The following is a 21,030-nucleotide window of genomic DNA, read 5'->3' as shown; positions in this document are numbered from 1 at the left end:
CTGTGTTTTGCAGACAATAGGGCTATCATCAATGAATCTGCATTTTTTATAACAGACACATCACCACGGCCTGTTGAAATCATTAGTCCCGGATGAAAAATTACTACTGAAATCATCGTCATGCTGATTTTCGTTTCGGAATTGCTCTAACGCTATATCTGCTTGGGTTTTTCCTGGACCAGCGGCATCGCCCCCCCAACGAACACGCTCGAAAACGTCCATACTGTATGGCCCTGAATCATGCAGATTTGCCATATGATTCTGGTACACTGCCCTCTCTTTCTGATTCTGACGGACACCTTTTTTTTCTACTTTACGTTTAGAAGCAGGACGACGGAACTTCCATACATAAACAATCACGGCGATAATGAACAAATATTCCATAATAACCTCCTGTTTCTCTATGCTTTCATTTTTAACCGATTATAACTAAACCGTGAGGAAATTGCGCACTAAACCAATGAAAATCTCTTATCCTCAGAAGCCAAGTCCCTAACGGCAACTGAATCAACGAGATGCGTTCAACGAGTACCACCGCAACGGCTGGGTAGAAATAGACATAATATCGCGGAAAACGTGCTCTTCAGTCTGGCTGACACGGCAGACTGAATGGCGTGGAACTTCAGCCTCACTAATTACATAACAGACAATACCGACACGAGCCGCTTACTATTATGACACTGTAGCCGGATGATCTACTGTGATTACTCTAAAAACGTTGTATACCCGTTATCTTTCAAATTGCCTCTTGGTTGGCTGCACTCACTCACCCCGGTCACAGAGTTCTCTATGCTCCCGGGGATTCGCTCCCTTGCCGTCGCGATCCATCTTGAAATCCATTGGGTATATAACATTACACACTATCTACACTGATATGAATCATCTGAGTCCACGGATAGTTGCTGATTAAGCATAAACTCCACCGCAGCTGTATAACCGGCTGAAGAATCCTCTTCCTACAGAAGTACGTTGAAGACTGAACTGACCCATTCCGTTCCTTCGTACCGCAGGAAAAGTCTGGCAATCTTACTTAAGCTCTGGAATATCGATCATGAATTCTGAAATACCTGTTTTTCCGGACTTTGCCGGGTAAATAGGGAAATTACGGCTGTCCCCCAAGCCAAGGTCTAAAGTAATATTTTTACTTTCACCTGGTAAAGCAGAGACACCATTAATCGTCACGCCGAAGGCCGCATCCTTACGAACAGTGAGCACACCATCCTGTAGTCCTGTTGCAATGGAACCGTCTTTTTTACGCAACTGACTTGCATAAAGTACAGCAAGGAGGGTATTGTCAGTCGTTCTAAGCGAACTACTTACTGCCAGAGTTTTCAGATTTTCCATGCGAACCAGATTATTGGGCAAATAGTTAAACTCGACACTTTCATCCTTGCTGTTATTCATTTCGTCGGTGGCAGTGACTGTCAACGTATAGGTTTCCCCATCTGAAATTGAAGGAAAAACTCTTGGATAATTAGGTGTATACATATTATCTCCAACTTTAACCCAGGATAATTCAACCGAATCAGACACTGGCCCACCTCGCAAAGTCATCCTTGTCATTGAGGGTTTTGTCAGCGCATCAGAAAGCTTAATGCGGATATTTTCAAGTCCATAAACCGTCATATCCTTATTAATAGACTTATCTTCATAACTGATATTTACCATGGGGGGAGTGTTATCGACAGTAATATTCTCATATGCAAGGCTTGCAGTATTATCAAAAGAGTCTTTAGCATTGATTTGAATATCATAAACACCTTCAGGGATCTCTTTCATATTGAACACATAGGTATAGTTCCCCGAAGCCTGGTTTCTTCCGGTTTGTTTTCCTGTCACTGAAATTTCAGCATTAGCCTTGGATTTATCTGTTAACCAGACGCGCACTATACGTACAGTATCAAAATAGAAACCATCTCCGGGTTGGTTTACGTAAACCTCGAGAATATTGGTTGCATCATTATATTTGTATCCTGTTACTGTTGGACCCAGAGTATGCCACGCGACGTTTTCCCATACAGGGGTCATGAACGTGGCCTCACTGCTTGATCGAATTTGATAACCATCATGCAGATAACCGGTAGTACCTACAGTGATATCTCTCGCGAGTGATATAGTGCAAGACGTTGAGCCTGCGGGAATATTGCAGCCAACAGGACCGGTAATGTTCTGAGCATAAGGACGAGCCTGTACGTTAAATCGGATGTTTGTCAGCTTTACAGGCATATCTTTAGCCTTTAAATTGGACCAACTGACACTGTTAAACCATGTACCATCAGATTTTTGCCGTTCAATAGCTGGTGATCCCCAGGCCGGAGATTTTAGCGAAGCCGCATCCCAAATGAGATCACTCTCCACGCCTGTCAGGTATCCGCCCCCCCACTCATAGGTGTTCTCCACCCTAACGTAGTTGCCATCCAGTAAGCCCTGAGGAAGTTTTAACTCAGCATAAACATAGCTGGCATCCTCTGAAATGACATTCACGCCGCCATACGCATTGATCAGTGTGATGCCTCCCGTTCTGTAGGGTCGCCAGTTGGATTTAGGTACCCGGACGACGAGGCGATAGGGGTTTTCTAGAACGACAAGCCCGGGCTTATAGGCAACATATCCAGATGCTATCCCCGGAACAACACTGGTATTGACGCGAGAATCATAGACTGCGAAGCGAGTATACTCACCAATCTGGTCATCATATTTAAACCTTTGCGGTGGAATGGTGAGGATATTCCCGGCCTTATCCTTAACGATAAAATTGAAAGTGAACTCTTCATTAAGATCACTGCTGGGCATCCCGGCCCCGGTGCGCGCATCTATTGCCCAAGTGAAGAAGGCTCGTTTATTAGCAACGTCGTAGCTGAGAGCATTATCAGAAACTACAGTCCCATCAGCTCGTTTAATGATTAGCTTGATTGAGTCGATCCCGCTGGTATCCTCAATACCATCCGCAAAAATATTATGCTGACCGGAGCCGGCACGCCCCAGCTCCCATAACGGACCACTAAGCACCATACTGTAACCGGTGTTCGGGTCCGGATAAATTCTGGTATATACAGGCTTAGTCTTATCAACAGTAAATTGATAGGTATTACTGCTGACGACAGCCTGCTTGAGATCGAGGGTTTCATTGACCAGCGTATATGAACCTTCACCAAGGGCCGGGAGCGTCATATCCTTACCATAATACTCAGTACCGTTCTGCGCTATTACCCGATCTGCCACCCCGACAAGCGTAGTGTACCCGGAGTACATTTGCGCCTGGTCGCTGTCGCGAGTCACGGTTATTTTTTCGTAGCGGTCAAGTCCGGAGATCAGGTTAAGTGTAATGTTACCTGATGGATTCAAAAGGGTTTGAGTAACCGGGCGTACACTAACCACCGTGTTGTTCGTATCCTGAAACGAGAAGTTATAAACCAAAGCACTGGCGGGAAGACTGGTTAACTCGATTACAATCCCCACCATTCCAGCAATGTATTTTAAACGCATAGTCAGCCCCTTATCTGATATTAGCCACATTGTACCGGATGAATATCGGTCAAACGGTCTAATTAGGGGTACTGAATTTCTTACAATTCAGCTAAAACTGGGAAAGTTACTTTGCCTGACAGTTATCTGTAATAGAGTCAGGATGCAAGAAACCAACCTCGTTATTTTCAACGAGGTTTATCAGCGGCCTGAGTCGGGCAGAAGCCCGACAAAAGGGTGTGATACCACATAGAAATTTCTATTAGTGAATCAACACAATTTCACATTCCGCAATTAACCCACCTTATTCAGAACCGCGTTTACCCCCGAATACTCTGGACTACCCGTTTCAAGCATTTTCTGATCAGATGACGTAGCACCTGCTCTGCTATTTTCATCACTGTTATTCGGTGAATTTTTGTCATTATTCCCAGCACGTTTATTGGCCCGACGCAGCTGCTTCTGCTCTGTTTTAGAAATGTCTTCTTTTAATGTTAAAAGCATTTCAATGGTTGCTCGGTCGAGCTTAACAGTGACTTCGTCCTGATCTTCAGGAATTTCTATAAGTTGTTCACACAGGTTAGTGCAAAAGTGCTTTAAACCTTCGACAGCTCGCGTTGCCAGTTTGGGTGGAACGCGAGGTTCTTTAAACGACGAAGGTTTCACGCGAAGAACCGGCGGCGTACTACTGGCTTTTGCGCGCTTATGGGATGCCATAATACTTGCCAACTCATTTTTAATAAAAGCGATAGCCTCTGTTGTGCCGAGTTGATCAACCATTTCTAGCACCGTTGTGTAGGAGACGTTATCAGCATGAATATATTTTTTTAACTCCAGCGGTAACGTCGTCAGTCGAATATAGTTCGTAACAGTTACAGCAGAAACACCCTGATGTTGGGCAACACGTTCCGTGGACCAACCGCCAAGCCCTGTAGTGAGGCGCTTGTAGGACTCACCGATTGCAACAGGCGATAATGGCAGACCTTTGTTACCACTCAGGGTTTGCAGTTCGGCATGTAGCTCATCACCCGTGAATTCCAAGCAAATGAAATTTTCAACAGAATGGCCTTCAGCGATAGCCTGTTTTGCAGCGCGTAAACGGCAATGCCCCTGACGAATAAACGGCTCACCATCAATAAGTTGAACTTTGACTGGATCGATTTCTTCCCCACGAATGTACGCATCCTTAATGTGTTCAATATGGGCAGCAACTTCAGGCAAAAGATAATAGTCATCTCCCATACCCATTTCACGGGTATTGAAGCCTGGCGTAACCTTAATGATCAATGGATCAATGTAGAACGCCATATTGGCCGTAGAGCATCGGTCGTGATTGTTCGTGCCAAACTCCCTCAAGTTACGGATGTACCTGCCAGAAGACGTTTTTGTATTGAAAATGCTTGCCTCACCAATCATTCGATTCTCCATTTCTGCATCACTATCTACTAATTCAACTATTGCAAAAGCATACCGTAGGCTGTTTGGGGTAAATTTCATTAAAAGTAACTTTTTTCAGAAGTTGATGTCCACATGTGAAATTTTATGAGTTCAACCCTTGCTCCATCATCTCAGTTGCTCTGTAGCCGCTGTTACTGCCGTACATAAGTCACAGGCCATAACAAACAAGCAAGGTTCTCAAATACCTAGAAATGCAGTGTGTATTTGTATGATTTAAACAGGTGTTTATATTACAAACTCATACAAACACCCAGAAATCTCTTAGTTCAAGTAATGAGTAAAATGGTTATACCCTATGGATTTCAAGATGCATCGCGACGGCAAGGGAGTGAATCCCCGGGAGCATAGATAACTATGTGACCGGGGTGAACGAGTGCAGCCAACAAAGAGGCAACTTGAAAGATGACGGGTATATATTATATGTACATATAGAGATTGTTTACATTGCTCTGGCACTACAGATGATCAACCCCTCTATTCCAAAAGCAGCACACATACAAGCCAAAATCCCCCACTCAAGTGGTCATGACGAACCCACTATGCAGGTAAGATCATCAGATAGATTCCTTATGAGGTCGTACTGCATGTCTTTAAGCCATTCCCAGGAACTGGACTTAATTAACTTTACCGGGAGAATTTTTTGCCTGAGCGATTCGCATGGTCACTACTCCCTGTTCAGTCAGTTAATAAATGCAATAACCGAATTACATCAGAGTCAGAAATAATGCGTACCGCTAACAGCCGTCTTAAACAAGCATTATTGGCAACCCTACTTACGTTTGTCTCCTACCCTATTCTGGCGACTTCAGAACCTCAAAAGATGCTGGTCGCCACAGAGCAAAGAGAACCAACTTCGGATACCGTTCCGAATATTATTGATCTTAGTTTTTCCTGGGGAGATGGAAAATGGCTGGTTAATCAGGCAAGACGCCCCGTCATCAGGACACATCTGGATAAGATTAACTACGTAAATCTTATCAACATATCACGCCATGCTGTCCTAACTATCGTTATCCCTAAAATCGACTTTAAAGTAATAGCAAAAAATAAAACCCTTCTGGATAATCCAGTCGAAATCAGCTCCGACGAAGCAGGTAAAAGTTTACTTTGGCTGGAACCTCTCTCCAGTCTTACCATCTCGTTTAGTAACAATCTCGCAGAGACGCCTTTACAGGCTGTTGTAGCGCTCACGAAAAATGAGCCAGACGCTCTGGCAATATTTGGGCCAAAATCATTAGACTCCTTCTCATTTTCAATCCCCGAAACTGATAAGGCATTACGTTCAACTGAACAACTGGGGCTAAATGAGAAAAAGCCTCCGGTTATAACCAAAAACATCAAAACGCTAAAAACAGACATTCAAACAGCCAGATTATCCCCGAGCTACACGTATCATGTGATCAGTGCAGGAAAAGTAACTCATATGGAGTTTTCTTCAGAAGTCTATGTAACCGGAAGAAATACTATGGTTGGAGGATCGGGATACTGGACTCGGGAAATGGTCTTTTATCCAGGCGAAAAAATGGAAATTAACGTCCCTCACAGGATGACACTAAGGATGAATGATGACTAATAAATTTCTGGTATCAATCTCTCTGCTACTAACCGGATGTACCTCTATTGACCGTATAAACGATACTGTTCCGTCGATTGATTATGACTTATCCCTAGAAGCTCAAACTACTGCCAATACGAATGGCAAAGTTGCTTTTTTTGTGGAAAGTGCCGGGACTGACATGTTTCTTTTGGCTGGAAATGGCACAAAAAGTTTCATAGAGCTTAGCAATGTCACATTTGCTGGCAGCAGATGCAGCTATTCGACACGTAAAACTCAACTTATACCGCCAGGTACTATCATGACCTTCAAAGCGCCAACAATCGGCCTAATTGGTCTGTGCTACACAAATGAAGACCAGATGATACTAATTTCAAACCCATTCCGCTCAATAACTAACAAGCCAAAAACATCAGTCACCCTCCCCTTATATTTCAGTTTAGATTATATATTCCCTGGTCAACCAGAAGAAAAAAAGAAATATAAATCAATCAATTACTTGCTTAATTTTGATCGGCGAGGTGTTTGATGAAAAAACTTATGTTCTTAACTTCGTTGATGTTGTCTCAACCTGTTTGCGCATTTCCCTACAAGATTGTGACAGACCCGCCGGGCGCCTCAGTAAAAAATGTTTTAACCAATGAGGTCATTGGTTTATCACCAGTAGTAGTGGATGTTGCTAATACAGAAGCTGGTTCAACATTTGGCATTTCGTATTACCGGTATGAAAATGTTGCTGTCCGGATTGTGACAGTTCCACCGTCTGCGGAAAATGGATTTGCAATCTCAGGCCCGGCAGTTGTGACTATGTCATTGCCTGGGAAAACTCCACTAAAAGTGGATAACAACGAGAATAGTGCCACTGTTACGATTCAACTTAAACCCTACATGTCTGAACCAGTTCGCGTTGCCGCTACCAATGATAATTTTTAAGATTAACCTGCCGGGAAAGACCGTGGAGAAAACGAGCGCGGCAGGCCGCACTCGTGTAACAATCAGGCTACTCTGATTCCGAATTTTTCGCGCATCTCTTCCTCATAAAGCCGATCTATGGCTTCTCCATAGGTACAATTAAACTTTGCCTGTATGTCCCATAAGCGGTTACGGTCTCGAGAGTCAGTTGTAAAACATAACTCCATCTTCCTATCAACATACAACCGACAAATTTCCTGAACGTTCTCAAAACGAACCAGTAGCTCTGAGAATACACCTTTTTCGGTCCGGATATTCTTCATACGTTCGTATTCAGCATTAGACGTAGAAAAATATTTGTTCTTTTTCATCGCCTCTATTGCCTCTTTTTCCTGCTTCAGAATAATTTTCCACGGGCTGTTGTTAGTAAGAGCACGTCCCACGGCGGATGTGTAGTAATCCTCAAAACTCTGGGTTATACAAATACCTGCGCAGTTTGTTTTCCTGAAGCGTCTCCAGGCGGCTTCAAGGAAAGAAGAGAAAAAATGATTATTGGCATGATTACCATTGCTGTTAGCGTTGTCCGGCCTGATGTATTCCCATGCTTCATCTAACAGGAAGAGACGTCGACGACCATCACGTTTGACGAACATAGCGTGTTGAGCTGCCTGGATGATAGACATCAGAACAACAGTTTGCAGGTGAGGGGTACCTTTAAGCTCTTCTAACTCCAACACGATGAAACGACTGTCAAAATTTATCGGGGGCAGCTTATCTGTAAAGCGCTGACCATAAATGCCGCCATCTGACCACGCACCTAATTGAGCGCCTATATCTTTAATGCGTTGGTCATGAAAGTTACTGCATCGTTTAGCAAAATTTGTTACAGAGCCAGTTCGACCTTCCTTTTTGGCTTCATTGTATTCTTCAGAGATCAGGCTAAGCATTATGGATTGTTGATAGTCATCAATCTGTCCAGACTCGGATGCCATCATTTTCAATTGATTGAGCACCATAATGGTTTGTGCAACACGATCCTTAGCCGTGTCTCCACTGGCTTCCTCTTGCGTGTCGTGGTAACCATTGGATGTAAATGCTTCTGCAATTTCACTTGCATCCTCTGTGATATCAGTCAAAAAGGCAAATGGATTAAGAGTGAATGTAGGTGTTTTACCAAAATCGATAAACTGGCTGTTGGAATACTGTTCAGCAATACCTTGGTACGAGCGGCCAACATCCACAACAAAGACCTGGGCTCCATCCGGATCGAATTCGCTATAAGCATTGCTTTTAAAATGCTCGATCGCGTCTCTGTAGTGGATTAACTCATTAAGCCGTGGTCCAGCACCGAGATAATTGTTGATAAGATACCCTGAAAAAAATGATTTCCCCGCACCGGATGTAGCTCCAACAACAACATTATAACTGGCTGAGGTTTTGAAAATGTCGAGGCCGATGAGCTGGCCCTCTCGTGAGACAAGGTTAATAACAGGATTAGGCGTGTTGCCTTTCCATGGTCCAAAGATTGGGGTGAGGTGGGCAGCTCCACTGTTCGTCATGACTTCAAACCGGTCAAGTTCGAGTACCGTTTTCGCATCATTACACATTGGTAACATTGACATTAATGAAGGGAAAATGATGTAGGAATCATCAGTAAGATTTACGCGGCTTTCCAGATAAAATGACTTCATCTGTTCAGCGCCGGTACACACCTCTTCATAACTTTCACCCATTACAGTAAAAGTCAGGTACCCCAGTAGCAGTTTTGCGCCGTCCTCCAGCTCTTTAGTTATGGACATATAATCGTTGTCCATATCACGTAGGCGAGGACAGAAAGTTAGAACAATCGGTATGCTGGCTTGTTTATTGGTAATTGCTTTGTATCTGACGTTTTCACTTTTGAGTTTATTATGATCAGCAAACACCACAGTGAAATTTATCATGAATGGGTTGTAAACAGTTTTTCGTCCATGCATCCAGTTAACAACTAATTCATACATGCAGCCGAAGTTGACATACTCCGGAAATTTACGAACTGATAGTTGCTTGAAGTACCGGTTTTCAGACTTATCGCTATTGTTCGTCGTCGAAGAGAAATAATCATGTTCGATAGTGTATTTCCTACCTGGAACATCCACTTGTTCATTTAGATGACGAAGTGTATTGAACTCTATGTTGCCTTCAGCCCATCTGGTGTTTTTACCTGGGTTGAGAAGTTTATCCATGCAATAAAGCCAATTTTCAGCACTTGCAGGATGAGGGAACATCCCCATGGTTTTCAGTTTACTGACTATCTCAGAATACAACATGTCGATACGACGGTGTTCAAGCTCAGTGGGTAGTGCATTCTGTAATGGGATTGTGAATGAAAACCAAACCTGAAAATCACGGAGTGTCAGCTGATCATAATGAGGTTTCAAGGGTTCATACTGACTACGGATAAAATAATCAAGCTGGTAAGCATTCAGAAGATCCGCTTTTTCTTTGTCTTTGCCAGTCATACGCCCACCACGGCTTGATGCCCATGAGCTCAATGGCATGATCAAATCAGGCAACCCAGAAAAGGTAACCTGACAGACTGAATTCACAGGAAAATCCATTTTATACAGTTCAGAGAGTATATCTTTTTGATTTTCATAAACTCCAGGAGAAGGGTTGCAAATGTACATAAAGCCGAGTTTATTGCCGTCTATCAAAAAGTAAGGTGTACCTTCTAGCTGGTCGAAAATAGGTATATAAGAACCCAACTTATGACGTTTGAGTTCCTCATTAAGCTTCTGAAAAGATGTCACATTATCTCCTTACAGCTGACGGATCACGCCATTCGAGCTAACAGCCTGAGTAGCACGCTGCTGTTGCTGCATATTGTCACGAGCAGCATCCTGAACTTCGAGAGGAACAATACGAGCCGGATTGTCAGTTGCATTTTTTCCGGCGATCCATGTCTGAGGTTTCACGTTGACATACACGTATCCAGGCAAATTCAGTGCATTGTTATCGTCTGTATACGGAGCAAACGTAATACGCATTACTTTACCCTGCTGAAGCACGGCCAGAGGCTCTGGTGCGACTACGGATTGTTTATAGCCCTGAGAGCGATATTGCTGAATGTTATTCGCCGACAGGGTAGGGTTCACCGGTTGGCCGTTATGTATCGAATAGAGGTCTTTAGCACGAGGGATATCTGCATTAGGCTCATAATAACGTGGTGCCGGGGCGCTCTGAACCGCCGTGGATTGTACTGGTTGATTGTGCAGTACCTTCGATTTAGGATAAACAACACCACCTGGCGGCGTTATCTCCGCAGGGTACCGACTGTCATTGACAGTCGATTGCCCCTTTCCCTCATTTTTCTCTCTATTAAACAAATTGCTAAGATCGTCACTGTTATTCGTAAGCTCCATGACTTCCCGTGGTCCTTTACAAATCACACCTTTTTCCATGCCGGGGCATTCCGATTCAGAGCTACCGATTGTGCATCCAGTCAAATAAGAAGCCGAACCAACAACAATTACGCTTAACGCAAGTTTTTTTAAATTCATGATTTAACCTTTATCGGATGCAAACGGGTTTTTCAGAAGGGGCTCAACGCTTTGTTTTAACCAAGCGTCAAAATCCTGGGGAATACCATTACCTGCAAGACCATCTTCGCGAACGACAGACGGTATACCCTGAAGGTTATACACGCTGGCTAACATCAGGGATGCCACTAACGGCTCGACTGAGCATTCTTGTGATTGCTCCAGAGATAGCAATCGTTTTTCAACGTCGTCTTTATTACCGGTTAACCACTGCAATACATCAAAATCAGTAATTTTAAATTTCTCTTTACTACACCATAGTTGACGTAATTTATTTTTTGCTGCTCCAGGCGTCGGGATTAAAACAACATCAACATGATATTTCTCCCGGTTGTCATAGAATTTTTTAATGAGATCTTGGCAACCATCACAATCCAGCGAAATAAAAATCGCAGCTTGACGATTGAGTTTTGGGTTACCCAGCGATATTGAAGATACAGTAGAAAGAGGAAAAGGGGCTTCTTTGAGTTTAATAAAGTAACTTTCCCTTAATTCATTTACTGAGTACAGTTGGGTGCGCTTCATGACATCTACCAGGCTTCCACCATTAATTGTGTAACGCCCTGTAGTTGTCACTGCCATAAGTTGCTTTTTCTCATCTTCAAAAACGAATAATCCACCTGAAGGAATAAAAATCGCATCTTTCGGTTTATATCTCCGCATTTGAGATAGCAATGCATCGAGTTTGGGCGTTACCACTCCACCATCTTTTGCTGTACTCATTAACACATTTGCATCCGTATCATTAAATACCTTTGCATCTGCCTTAACGGTCGAACATAGCGACATTGAAAGCGTTGCGAATAGCAACGGAAGTAGCTTCTTCACCTGCTCTGAACCTCGTAGATCGTTTCAGGAATTCCTTCCGATTTTAACTCTTCTGCAAGGTCAGCCGGTGACAGATATGGAACCATTTTCGTGTTTGGTGGAATTGTATATGTTAATTTTATATCGATTACGAGATATCCCCGAACCCGATAAAGTGCCATCAGTTTTCTGAGGTATGTATCAAAATTACTGTTTGCGGGAACCGTTGGATCAACCTTGTATTTTTCCTGGACTGCTAAAAAGTCAAATACAGCAATTTCTGGCCCCGAACGACCAAAACTACTGAAATTTACCTGACTGAAAAAACGATATCCGAAAAATACTGCGGCCATAACTAGGCCGCTTATTACAACCACCCAAAGTAACTTTTCAAGTTCAAATTCAAGTGTTACCTTTCTCTTTAGCGAACGTGGTGCTACATGCTCATTTTCTGATGTTGCCCGTTCGTCTGATTTAGGTTCGTTATTCATAGTTTCCACTCTTACCTGGATACAAGGTTTGTCGGAATCGTTGCGCCGGATTGAACAACGAACGTGATCGGACGACCTGGGCTAATCTCAACTACCGGCCATTGTTGTTCTGCGATGCTCGTGTAGTAATCGACAAGACGATTCAAGCCACCGCTTGCTGCTCCAGAGCCAGCCAGAGCGCCTAAAGCATCAAAATTAGGAGTTTGATACTTAGCTTGTGAATTAGGGTCGATATTGAGAGACGAGACCCGGCTAGGGCTGAGACTACCGGCAAGGGCGGAAAGTCCACCAGCTACTGCGGAACCAGCAATTGCATTACCGTTACGGCTTATCAAAGTGCCTTTGATACCGTTTTTACCATCAAATTCGCTCACAGCGTATGCTTCAAGCTTCACATCAAACGCTTTACCTTTTGAGTTAACGCATGAAATAGAAGTCGCCCGGATATAAGCTCGTTGCGAGGCAAGGTCACCAACCGCAGAACCGAGTAAGTTGCAGTCGCGAAGATCCATCGTAAAATTGTTAGGCAGAATAACATCTTTTTTAATGCGCATAGTCACAGGCATAGGTTCAGACTTGGAAGAAATGCTCGTTGGGGCTTCAAGGCCGGTAACCAGCACACCGGTGATAATTGACGTTGCAGGCAAGAACATCTCATCTTTACGCGCTGCATGCCGAGCTTTGCTATCAATCGGTGTAGTGCCATCACCTTTTACAGTTCTGTTAGAAGCAGGGGTTGCGCTCGGGGCGAAAACCTCTTTACCTTCTTTAATCATTTGTTCAGATACCGACGTTACCTCGATGATGCCGTTGTTGCCACTAGTTTTGATTGATGACTGAGTGATAGTACGCATTGGATTCATTCGTTGAGGCTGAATAACACCGTTTGCTGCGAATTCACCGTTTACCGGGGCATTTCTATTGAGCTGATAGGGGGCATTACCCGGAGCAGTTGTGTCAGGCTGACTATTTCTGGGATTACGTGAATCAAGGCTTCGGTTGCCATTGTTGGCCTTACCCAACTGCACATCAGCAAGTTGCTGAGTGACTGCCTGGAGCTGCTGGCGCAAACTTGCCATCTCAGCCTTTGTTTCAGCCTGAAGCTTTTCTGCCTTCTCACGATCCTGTTTAGCTTCCTGCTGGTCCAGACGGTTCTGTTTTACAATGTCGGCATATACCGCCTTTGCTTCCTGACCACTGAGCTTATTCATTTGCGAATCATCAAGCAGGAAATTGGTCTGCATATCCTTTTTATCTGTTTTAGTCTGCTTTTTGACAGGCTTGGTGAATAAAGCCTGACTTATAGCAAATATCAGCGTCAGAATTAACATAATCAGAACTGAGTAACGAAATGACTTATTCGTGGCCCACGTTTTTTTAATATCCATAACTCAACTCCATTACTTAGGTGCAAGATAACGTTTTATCTTGAGTTGACGATCTTGATCAGATATTTGAGGCACAATGTAAGGTTCCCCAGCTTTTGCCCAATTATCATTGGAGCTGAAAGTTACAGGTTCCGGCACATTATGGCTTTTTAGTACCGAGTGATAACTCTCTCTTCCACCATCAGCTTTATCGTATTTTTTCTGCACTTTGGTTGTCGGTTCAACTTCGTCTGAACCAACAAATTTATTCTTAAGAGTGGTATCAGATAACCTGATAACGCTTTGCTCTGAATTAAGTACATCACGATATTCGACCACCGGATTACTCGGGATAATTTCTATTGTGCTGCGTCTTATCTTTGTAGACTGGTAATAACATCTACTCGCAATGAACACGGCAAATGCCACCAATCCGTATCGGGCTATAACTAGCAAAGTTACTTTTCGATCCATCTTTATTATTTTTTAATTAAGCTCGGTCGGGTTGTTACTCTAGCCTGACGCTCCTGGTAAAGTTTATCCCGGACAATATATAGCTCGGTTTCTTCCCCAGGCTGCAAAAATGCCTTATCAAAAATCGCACTGGCAATAACACCTTCGCTAATACACTGCTGGTCAGGGACAATCTGACCATAAGGTTTGTCATTCTTCACTAGAACAACATCGATCAACTCACGCGCACCTACTAGGCGTTGACCTAGTTTGGCATACATGCTGAAACGGCATGGTGTTTGTTCTGACACAGGGATACGGCTTAGACGATCAGTCTGGAGGCTAAACCCATTTGGGACTTCACCGAGAGCAACCGGCGTTAGCAAATCGATAACGCGTTGCTTATGATCGTCTTGTTTGGCGTCCTCATGTTGCATTTCTGCCTGCTGAGAACGTTCAAGCATTTGTTGATACTGCTGATCATCGATACTCTTTTCACGTTTCGCCGTCATTGCAGATGTGAGTTGCGTTGAAACCGAGATCATTGCGCCGGGTACATCCAGAGGCAAAAGCGTTAGGTTGTAGGTACTTTCCGGCACATTGTCTTCCGATAACATAATGCCAATAGGGCGGTCGCTGTTTGTGGTGATATAGACTGCACCACCATCAACATAAATGCTTGCATCTTCTACTGAAGCTGATGTGGAAACGCTGGCATTTTTGAAAGTAGTAAATATACGGTTTTGCAGACCACGGGAAATGGGTAACACAACATTTCCTCCAGGCGGAACATTAATACGTTGACTCTGCTGATATCTGTTTCGTGCTTCGTTGTAAAGAGCTTCTGATTTGCTCGTTGATGCACTTTGAGCATGTTGTGCTGCACCTTCTGCACCATTATTTACAGTTCGACCGTATTCATCAACCTTCGACTTTTTGGCATCCAGAAATGTCGTTTTTTTTGCTAAAGCATCGGTAATAGAGTTGACTGCTGGGGAGAGCTGTACTGACGGTAAATCGGTAGTCGGTTTTTTAGCAACTGACAAAGCATCCGTGACAACTTGCTGAACCTTACCTGAATTGTCCGGTACAGCGATAGCTGCGTTGTTATTCACCTCAGCCGGGAGCTGATATTCTCCGGCGTAAGCTGTATGAACTGCCATTAACAGCGCAAAACAAATACTCCTGTATTTTTTTTTCATACTTAGTTCCCACCTGCTTGCACTGGCGCATCATCTAACTTAGCCAGCTGCTCTTTGCCGTTTATTGTTACTTTTTTGATGTTTGGTGTACCAGCGTACTGTTTGACGTACGCGATTCTAGGACGTCCATTCTTCATCCCGAGTACCCATTCATATGTCCATCGTGACGATTCTACTTTGTCTGGCACGTTAATCAGTCGAGTAGTCTTATTACCCCAAACGTAAACCACGTCATTTTTTGGATCGTAGTAAATATCGTTTGGGGAGAATGATTGGTCTACACCGCGAGTTGCCATCAGCGTCGCTTGATTTTGTAACTCCTCGGAGGTTTTGGCCTGGAGTTCAGGGGACAAAGCTTCAGTAATGTAGTCAGTTACAAAATTGATATTTTTGGGATTAATATTGCCAACCATGGTGCTGAAAAACAGGGCCCACTGAGTTTTATAAGATTCGGACGTTTTATTACCGATTAGCTTTATCTCTTCGGTCATGTTTGGCGGAGTGATAATCGTTATCGGATCGCTAAAAAACATGACCTTGACGACTACTGCGGCAACAACAGCTGCAAGCAGAATATTAGATTTAACAATTTTAGCATTGCGTAAAATTAGTTCACTGTACGTAATACCTGCACCCGACTCTTGCGACTGTTGGCTAAGTAACTTTCGGATGGGTTTTAAACGACCTTTGTCCTGAGACAGATCATCAGTTACATTCTCCTGAACAGGGGATTCAGATTTTCCCAGAGTCACTAATTTTTTAATCTGGCTGAGTAATTTCATGTACTGCCTCTTACGAATACAGTTCGCGAATGAACGGGTCAGTAAAATAGCGGCTTGAGTAAACAAACGTTCCCGGTAGAAATCCTGTCCACCATAATCTGTGGCGCATTAACCCTCTTTTTCCGAGTTCCAGAGCTTTGTTGTATGCATACCAATAAACCACTGCCACTACGGTCGCGAATGTAAAGCACTCAAAAATATTACCGAAAGCCATAACTAAAAAAGCGACTCCCAGCTGTTTAGCGTCCCAAAACAAAATCAGTAACGGGAGATTTATCCGGTACGGGAAGCGATATGTATGATTCAGTGCTGTTTGTTCGTTCACGATAACCTCTGTTTAAGAGGGGGTGGCCCCCTCAAAAAGGTAATTAGAGAGGAACCCCTGCGTCCATAAATCCGCTGATGATCTTTTCACCGTTAGCCAAAATCAACATCATTAAAAAAGAGACAACGGCCAGACCTGGATTTGGCTTAAGAACTGAAAAGTAACCAGCAGAGAACAACATTGCTGCTGCAAGGATTTTGCCGGGTGCGCCTGTCAAGCTCTCAGTCATATACGCCCAAATGTCACCGAGCGCACCGTCGTCAGAACCAGCAAAAGCCATTGAGCAAACAGCCAAACTCAACAATAAGCACAACATCAATTTTGCAGTTGTGCTTTGGTACCACCCCTTCTTTTCAGTCGATGAGGTTGCTGTAGAAAAGTTAGTAGAAAGTGATAATTCCATCTTGGACTCCGTTAATGTGGAAACATATTGACTAGCCGAATCATCATAAACGTCGCCATTTTGAGTCACGGCCAGATAGAGGCCCTTTTTTCAGGATTTTGTGAATGGATAAAATCTATGGTCACTATATGAACGCATCCCGTTTGCAAGACAGATTTTGATTAATGAGGGCTTGCTTAAATCTATCCAGCGTCTCTATGGGTGAGGACGCCCGCGCCTTGATGAGTTCCCCGAACTTCTGCGGCAGGTGAAACACTATCCACTTCTTGCGAGACTTCCAGCGTCAGCACATTCTTGATAATTTCGCATAACCCAGAGCGTAAGTGCTGGGTAGGTAAAGTCAGCAGAAAGGCGGTATCGGCAAAAACCGCTTCCGGTGTGTGAAAACAGCCGATGAGATTTTTGCCTTGCGGCATATTAACCGCTTGTTTGAGTGAGATAACCGAATCGCTCATTGCAAGCAGCGTGGTAGGTATATGCACTAAGCGAATACCACGAAATAATAGAAGCAATAGCATGTGGAGAACCCTCTGTGATAACAAGCGCTTCATTGGCAGGGTTAGTAATGAAGTAATACGCACTTCCTCTTGTCAGCAGTTTGCTGTGTTGCATGCTGAAAGTGCCTGCACTACCAAAGGTACCAACATGTTGACCAGCAAAATGGGCACCATGTGCCTGAGCACAGTCCTCTATCAACAGTAAGTTGCTTTGTTCTGCTATACGCCGCAGGGCATGTAGGTCAGCAACAGCCGATCCGAGATGTACAACTAATAAGTCAACTCTTCTGTTATAGGTTATATACCCAATAGATTTCAAGATGGATCGCGACGGCAAGGGAGCGAATCCCCAGGAGCAGAGATAACTCTGTGACCGGGGTGAATGAGTGCAGCCAACAAAGAGGCAACGCTATGCCGCCAGGCCGATTGAAAAAGGGCCGCATTAAGGTCCTCATAGGGACTCAATTAACAAGCCACCCAAACGAACTATCGTTAACTACCCACGGTGATAAGCAGTACATCCAATGATACCGCTCCGCAATTCCCATCAATTTTTCAGCCTTTTTAATCGTGCTTAGTACCAAATCCTTGGGAACGGATCAACTGATTCATTACTTTCAGATCTACCCGTAGATCGTCAATATCGTTATCCAACAAACGCTGATGCATTTCACTAAATGCGACACTCATTTCCCGCATCCCTTGATAAGTCAGTAATCTCACCTCTTCGAATTGTCCGCTATTAGCATTGTGTTCCTTTAACGAAACACAACGCTCCAATGACTTGACGAGCATTGGCAAATAACGGTTGAGAAATAATTTACCGGGCGTGACATCCCTAGCATCAGCTCGCATACAGCCAATGATCGCCTGCGTTTTCTCCTCAATCTGGCTAACCAACTCCTGTATCTCATATGTCATGCCAGACTTATAACTCTTGATCTGAGCCAATTGTTGATAATATTCCGCAAACTCTGCCAGCGCTTCATCTTGCCGACGCTGCTCCTCTGCTTGTTGACGAGCAACAATCTGTTGTTGGCGTCGCAACGCTTTTTGCCGCCGGAGATGGCGCCAAGATTCAATAAATGCCGCTATCAGCACGATGGCAAAAAATGCAACACCGAACCAAGCAGGAATAGCATGGGTATCCATTCTAAACAGCAATACAATAATAAGCGCTGCTATCAGCAATAACGGGAATCTGCTTACCTCTAGTTTACGTTGTCTGATAATAGTGATAAGCAAAGTCGCTAACCCACCAAACGACAACGCAACAGCCCACAGTCCCGCCAATGGACTCAACACCACTACCAACCAACCGGCCAAAGTTGCCAACCTATGTGGACGTGGCGGATAAAGAGCTAATAATCCGATATAGCCTGATAATAGCACCATGCTGGAAATATGATGATCATCCGCAGGCAAGGTCAAAAAAGACCAAGGAACAAACAGAGCAACACAAGCCAACGTAAACGCGAGGACAAAAACTTTGATATGAAACAGTACTCGCGATAAAGACCGCTTAATGCTATCGAGCAAGGATAACTCTTCCTGTTCCTGCTGCTGTGCCGCATTATGGTCAGCCGATGATTGAGGTGTGGGCATATATATATTTTACTCTTATCTATTATCCATTACTGTCAGGAAGCATCTTGAGATGATTAATATTGTGCATTAGCCGCCGCAGTTAAACGCTGGCGTAAATTATCTTCCATTGAAGATAGCTCTTTCTCGATTTCAGTCCGCTTAATACGCGCTTCTGACGCAATGCGCATTGTATCTTCAATCGTATTGACCAAACGACTCTGCACATCACGCAGGGTTTCAATGTCAACGATAGAGCGTTCCACTTCAGTCGCCGTTGCAATGCTGCTCTGTTGCAGAATTTCAGCATTTTTACGCAATAAATCGTTGGTCGTATCAGCCACCTCTTTTTGCAATTTAGCCGCTTTACCCTGCGCTTTCAGTGACAAATTGAGTACCATCTGACTTTTCCAGATTGGTAATGTCGAAAGGATACTACTCTGGATCTTTTCCGCCAGTTGCTGGTTGTTATTTTGTACAATACGAATCTGTGGTGCAGTCTGTATAGCAATGGTTTTTGACAGCTCCAAATCATGAATACGGCGTTCAAAACGATTAATATCTTCCAGCAAATCTTTAACACTCTGCGCATCCATCATGTCTTGAGACGTTGCTGCCTTTCTCTGTAGTGAAGGCAATTCCACTGTTTTAATCTGTTGTAATTTCTGTTTGCCCGCTTCAACATAGAGCGATATTTCTTTATAAAAACCCAGATTACGATCGTAGAGTTGATCTAATACAGTAATATCACGCAGCAAGTTAAGCATTGCATTATCCAGATGAGTGGCAATGGTATCGACTTGCTGTGTTAGTGTCTTCTGATCAATCATGGTGCGTTCGACTTTCTTAAAAATTCCACCGATCAACGGTAAATTTCTTAGAAATCCACTGCTTTTCTCTTCTACGGATAACGCATCATGTTCGCGAATAAACATGACTAAAGCTGAAAGTTTCTGACCTACTTCATTGGCTTCTTTCGTCCGTACATTATCTAATAAAGTATCGGCAAAACGAGCAATTTCCCCCATCGGCTTGGCACCATAACTGATCACCGCCGCAGGTTGAGAAATATCGATCTTATCTATTAATGCGTTGAGATGTTCTTGATCAACCAGAGTAGTTGACTCATTGATAACCATCTCATGACCGAATGTTGGGGTAGGTATAACTTTAGTGCTCATGAAATAATCCTGTTAGCTGAATAGGTAAAATAATCATATAAAAAATAGGAATATTATATGGTATCTATGACATGTTTAAAACAAGTTCTATTTCCTGCTTCGCTTGTAAATATTGACATATAAAATAAAAAATGCCTGCATAAACCAGCGTTATAAGCTAAATCTTAAGCGACCTTAATTATATTGAATACGTAATGTTCCCTAACTAAAAAAGAACTTTTCAACAATAACATTGTTGTCAAACTCATCCTGTGAACAAGTTTCAGCAAATTTCCTTGGTTAACTATAGAAGAAAAACTTTAATTCTTTAATTCTTTAATTCTTTAATTCTTTAATTCTTTAATTCTTTAATTCTTTAATTCTTTAATTCTTTAATTTTAAACATTAATAATAAATTTCAATATATTTACATGTATTCTTATATACATCATCTATCCCACTAACATTCAATAAAATTCAACATTTATTATATACAAAATAAAAACTTTATTTTTTAGATTCAAGATAAATATACATATTAATTTTCAACATTACAAATAAATATTAAATAATTATTTAAAACAACCTTTGCCAGAACCAATCCATTAAACACAAAAGGCGGATTCGACTAATAAGTGCAATTTTTCAGAAGGGCGGTCAGTTGCTATAGTAGGCATCTTTCCCGCCACAGGAAAATGCACAATGACCTATATACAACTGACCGAAACAGAAAGATACCAGATTTCCAGTTTAAAAAAAGCCGGTTTTTCACAGTGTTTCATTGCTGAGTCACTTAAGCGAAGCCCGTCGACCATCAGCAGAGAATTGAAGAGAAATCAAGAAGTTCAAACCTATTGCCCGGAACAGGCTCATTTGAAGGGATTAGCTCGTCGTCATTTTGCTAAAAAAGCCGTAAAAATAACGCCGGAAGTCAAAAAATGGATAAAACGGTTAATTTGGCAAGATTTGAGTCCTGAACAGGTGGTTG

Annotated in this window: 21 protein-coding genes; 4 read left to right on the top strand and 17 right to left on the bottom strand. The window is 43.1% G+C overall.

Translation table 11 applies throughout. The features are described from left to right. Positions 1-60: 60 nt before the first annotated feature. From AM629_RS06295 to AM629_RS06285, 3 genes are all read right to left on the bottom strand, one after another. Entirely contained in the window at positions 61-384 is a 324-nt protein-coding gene (locus AM629_RS06295) for a hypothetical protein (RefSeq protein ID WP_054477201.1), read from the bottom strand. A 642-nt stretch (positions 385-1,026) separates the two neighbouring features. Beyond that, positions 1,027-3,486 carry an Ig-like domain-containing protein gene (locus AM629_RS06290; RefSeq protein ID WP_054477199.1) on the bottom strand — a complete coding sequence of 820 codons (2,460 nt, stop codon included), beginning with the start codon at positions 3,484-3,486 and terminating at the stop codon, positions 1,027-1,029. Positions 3,487-3,759: 273 nt separating this feature from the next. Further along, entirely contained in the window at positions 3,760-4,962 is a 1,203-nt protein-coding gene (locus tag AM629_RS06285; RefSeq protein WP_149616960.1) for a ParB-like helix-turn-helix domain-containing protein, read from the bottom strand. Between the two features lie 601 nt (positions 4,963-5,563). Here AM629_RS06285 and AM629_RS06275 point away from each other — a divergent pair. From AM629_RS06275 to AM629_RS06265, 3 genes are read left to right on the top strand one after another with little or no spacing between them, the layout of a single operon-like run. Continuing rightward, a complete protein-coding gene (locus AM629_RS06275; RefSeq protein WP_149616959.1) occupies positions 5,564-6,496 on the top strand; it encodes a hypothetical protein in 933 nt (310 codons plus the stop codon). Then, positions 6,489-7,007 carry a hypothetical protein gene (locus tag AM629_RS06270; RefSeq protein ID WP_054477193.1) on the top strand — a complete coding sequence of 173 codons (519 nt, stop codon included), beginning with the start codon at positions 6,489-6,491 and terminating at the stop codon, positions 7,005-7,007. Before AM629_RS06275 ends, AM629_RS06270 begins: the two co-directional genes overlap by 8 nt. Continuing rightward, positions 7,007-7,411, top strand: coding sequence for a hypothetical protein (locus AM629_RS06265; RefSeq protein ID WP_054477192.1), 405 nt, complete (start codon positions 7,007-7,009; stop codon positions 7,409-7,411). Before AM629_RS06270 ends, AM629_RS06265 begins: the two co-directional genes overlap by 1 nt. 62 nt (positions 7,412-7,473) lie before the next feature. On the opposite strand, the gene AM629_RS06260 is transcribed toward AM629_RS06265, so the two are convergent. From AM629_RS06260 to AM629_RS06195, 14 genes are all read right to left on the bottom strand, one after another. Further along, positions 7,474-10,182 (bottom strand): TraC family protein, encoded by a 2,709-nt coding sequence (locus tag AM629_RS06260; protein WP_054477191.1) that lies wholly within the window; start codon positions 10,180-10,182, stop codon positions 7,474-7,476. A 9-nt stretch (positions 10,183-10,191) separates the two neighbouring features. Then, positions 10,192-10,932, bottom strand: coding sequence for a TraV family lipoprotein (locus AM629_RS06255; protein WP_054477189.1), 741 nt, complete (start codon positions 10,930-10,932; stop codon positions 10,192-10,194). A gap of 3 nt (positions 10,933-10,935) precedes the next feature. Further along, positions 10,936-11,799 (bottom strand): thioredoxin domain-containing protein, encoded by an 864-nt coding sequence (locus AM629_RS06250; RefSeq protein ID WP_054477187.1) that lies wholly within the window; start codon positions 11,797-11,799, stop codon positions 10,936-10,938. Beyond that, complete coding sequence (locus AM629_RS06245; protein ID WP_152911975.1) at positions 11,796-12,269, bottom strand: hypothetical protein; 474 nt, start codon at positions 12,267-12,269, stop codon at positions 11,796-11,798. The genes AM629_RS06250 and AM629_RS06245 overlap by 4 nt, the downstream gene beginning before the upstream one ends. An 11-nt stretch (positions 12,270-12,280) precedes the next feature. Beyond that, positions 12,281-13,657, bottom strand: coding sequence for a TrbI/VirB10 family protein (locus AM629_RS06240; RefSeq protein WP_054477183.1), 1,377 nt, complete (start codon positions 13,655-13,657; stop codon positions 12,281-12,283). Between the two features lie 12 nt (positions 13,658-13,669). Continuing rightward, on the bottom strand, positions 13,670-14,110 hold the full coding sequence (gene htdO, locus AM629_RS06235; RefSeq protein WP_149616955.1) for a plasmid transfer protein HtdO: 441 nt from the start codon (positions 14,108-14,110) through the stop codon (positions 13,670-13,672). Positions 14,111-14,115: 5 nt separating this feature from the next. After that, entirely contained in the window at positions 14,116-15,291 is a 1,176-nt protein-coding gene (locus AM629_RS06230; RefSeq protein WP_054477179.1) for a TraK domain-containing protein, read from the bottom strand. A gap of 2 nt (positions 15,292-15,293) precedes the next feature. Continuing rightward, positions 15,294-16,073: a TraE/TraK family type IV conjugative transfer system protein gene (locus AM629_RS06225; RefSeq protein WP_054477177.1), complete on the bottom strand. Its 780-nt coding sequence runs from the start codon at positions 16,071-16,073 to the stop codon at positions 15,294-15,296. Positions 16,074-16,083: 10 nt separating this feature from the next. Continuing rightward, complete coding sequence (locus tag AM629_RS06220; RefSeq protein WP_235525407.1) at positions 16,084-16,398, bottom strand: type IV conjugative transfer system protein TraL; 315 nt, start codon at positions 16,396-16,398, stop codon at positions 16,084-16,086. 43 nt (positions 16,399-16,441) lie between these two features. Beyond that, positions 16,442-16,801, bottom strand: a complete 360-nt coding sequence (locus AM629_RS06215) for a hypothetical protein (RefSeq protein ID WP_054477173.1) — start codon at positions 16,799-16,801, stop codon at positions 16,442-16,444. 182 nt (positions 16,802-16,983) lie between these two features. After that, positions 16,984-17,256 (bottom strand): hypothetical protein, encoded by a 273-nt coding sequence (locus tag AM629_RS06210; protein WP_167338257.1) that lies wholly within the window; start codon positions 17,254-17,256, stop codon positions 16,984-16,986. After that, complete coding sequence (locus AM629_RS06205) at positions 17,219-17,617, bottom strand: DegT/DnrJ/EryC1/StrS family aminotransferase (protein ID WP_054477169.1); 399 nt, start codon at positions 17,615-17,617, stop codon at positions 17,219-17,221. The genes AM629_RS06210 and AM629_RS06205 overlap by 38 nt, the downstream gene beginning before the upstream one ends. 245 nt (positions 17,618-17,862) lie before the next feature. Continuing rightward, positions 17,863-18,903 (bottom strand): 5-bromo-4-chloroindolyl phosphate hydrolysis family protein, encoded by a 1,041-nt coding sequence (locus AM629_RS06200; RefSeq protein WP_054477167.1) that lies wholly within the window; start codon positions 18,901-18,903, stop codon positions 17,863-17,865. A 56-nt stretch (positions 18,904-18,959) separates the two neighbouring features. Further along, positions 18,960-20,063, bottom strand: a complete 1,104-nt coding sequence (locus AM629_RS06195; protein WP_054477165.1) for a toxic anion resistance protein — start codon at positions 20,061-20,063, stop codon at positions 18,960-18,962. 681 nt (positions 20,064-20,744) lie between these two features. Here AM629_RS06195 and AM629_RS06190 point away from each other — a divergent pair. Further along, on the top strand, positions 20,745-21,030 hold a 286-nt coding region (locus tag AM629_RS06190), incomplete at its 3' end, for a helix-turn-helix domain-containing protein (RefSeq protein ID WP_152911974.1).

The sequence above is a fragment of the Photorhabdus heterorhabditis genome (assembly GCF_001280945.1).
Classification (GTDB): domain Bacteria; phylum Pseudomonadota; class Gammaproteobacteria; order Enterobacterales; family Enterobacteriaceae; genus Photorhabdus; species Photorhabdus heterorhabditis.
This window is presented reverse-complemented; position numbering and strand designations above follow the sequence as displayed.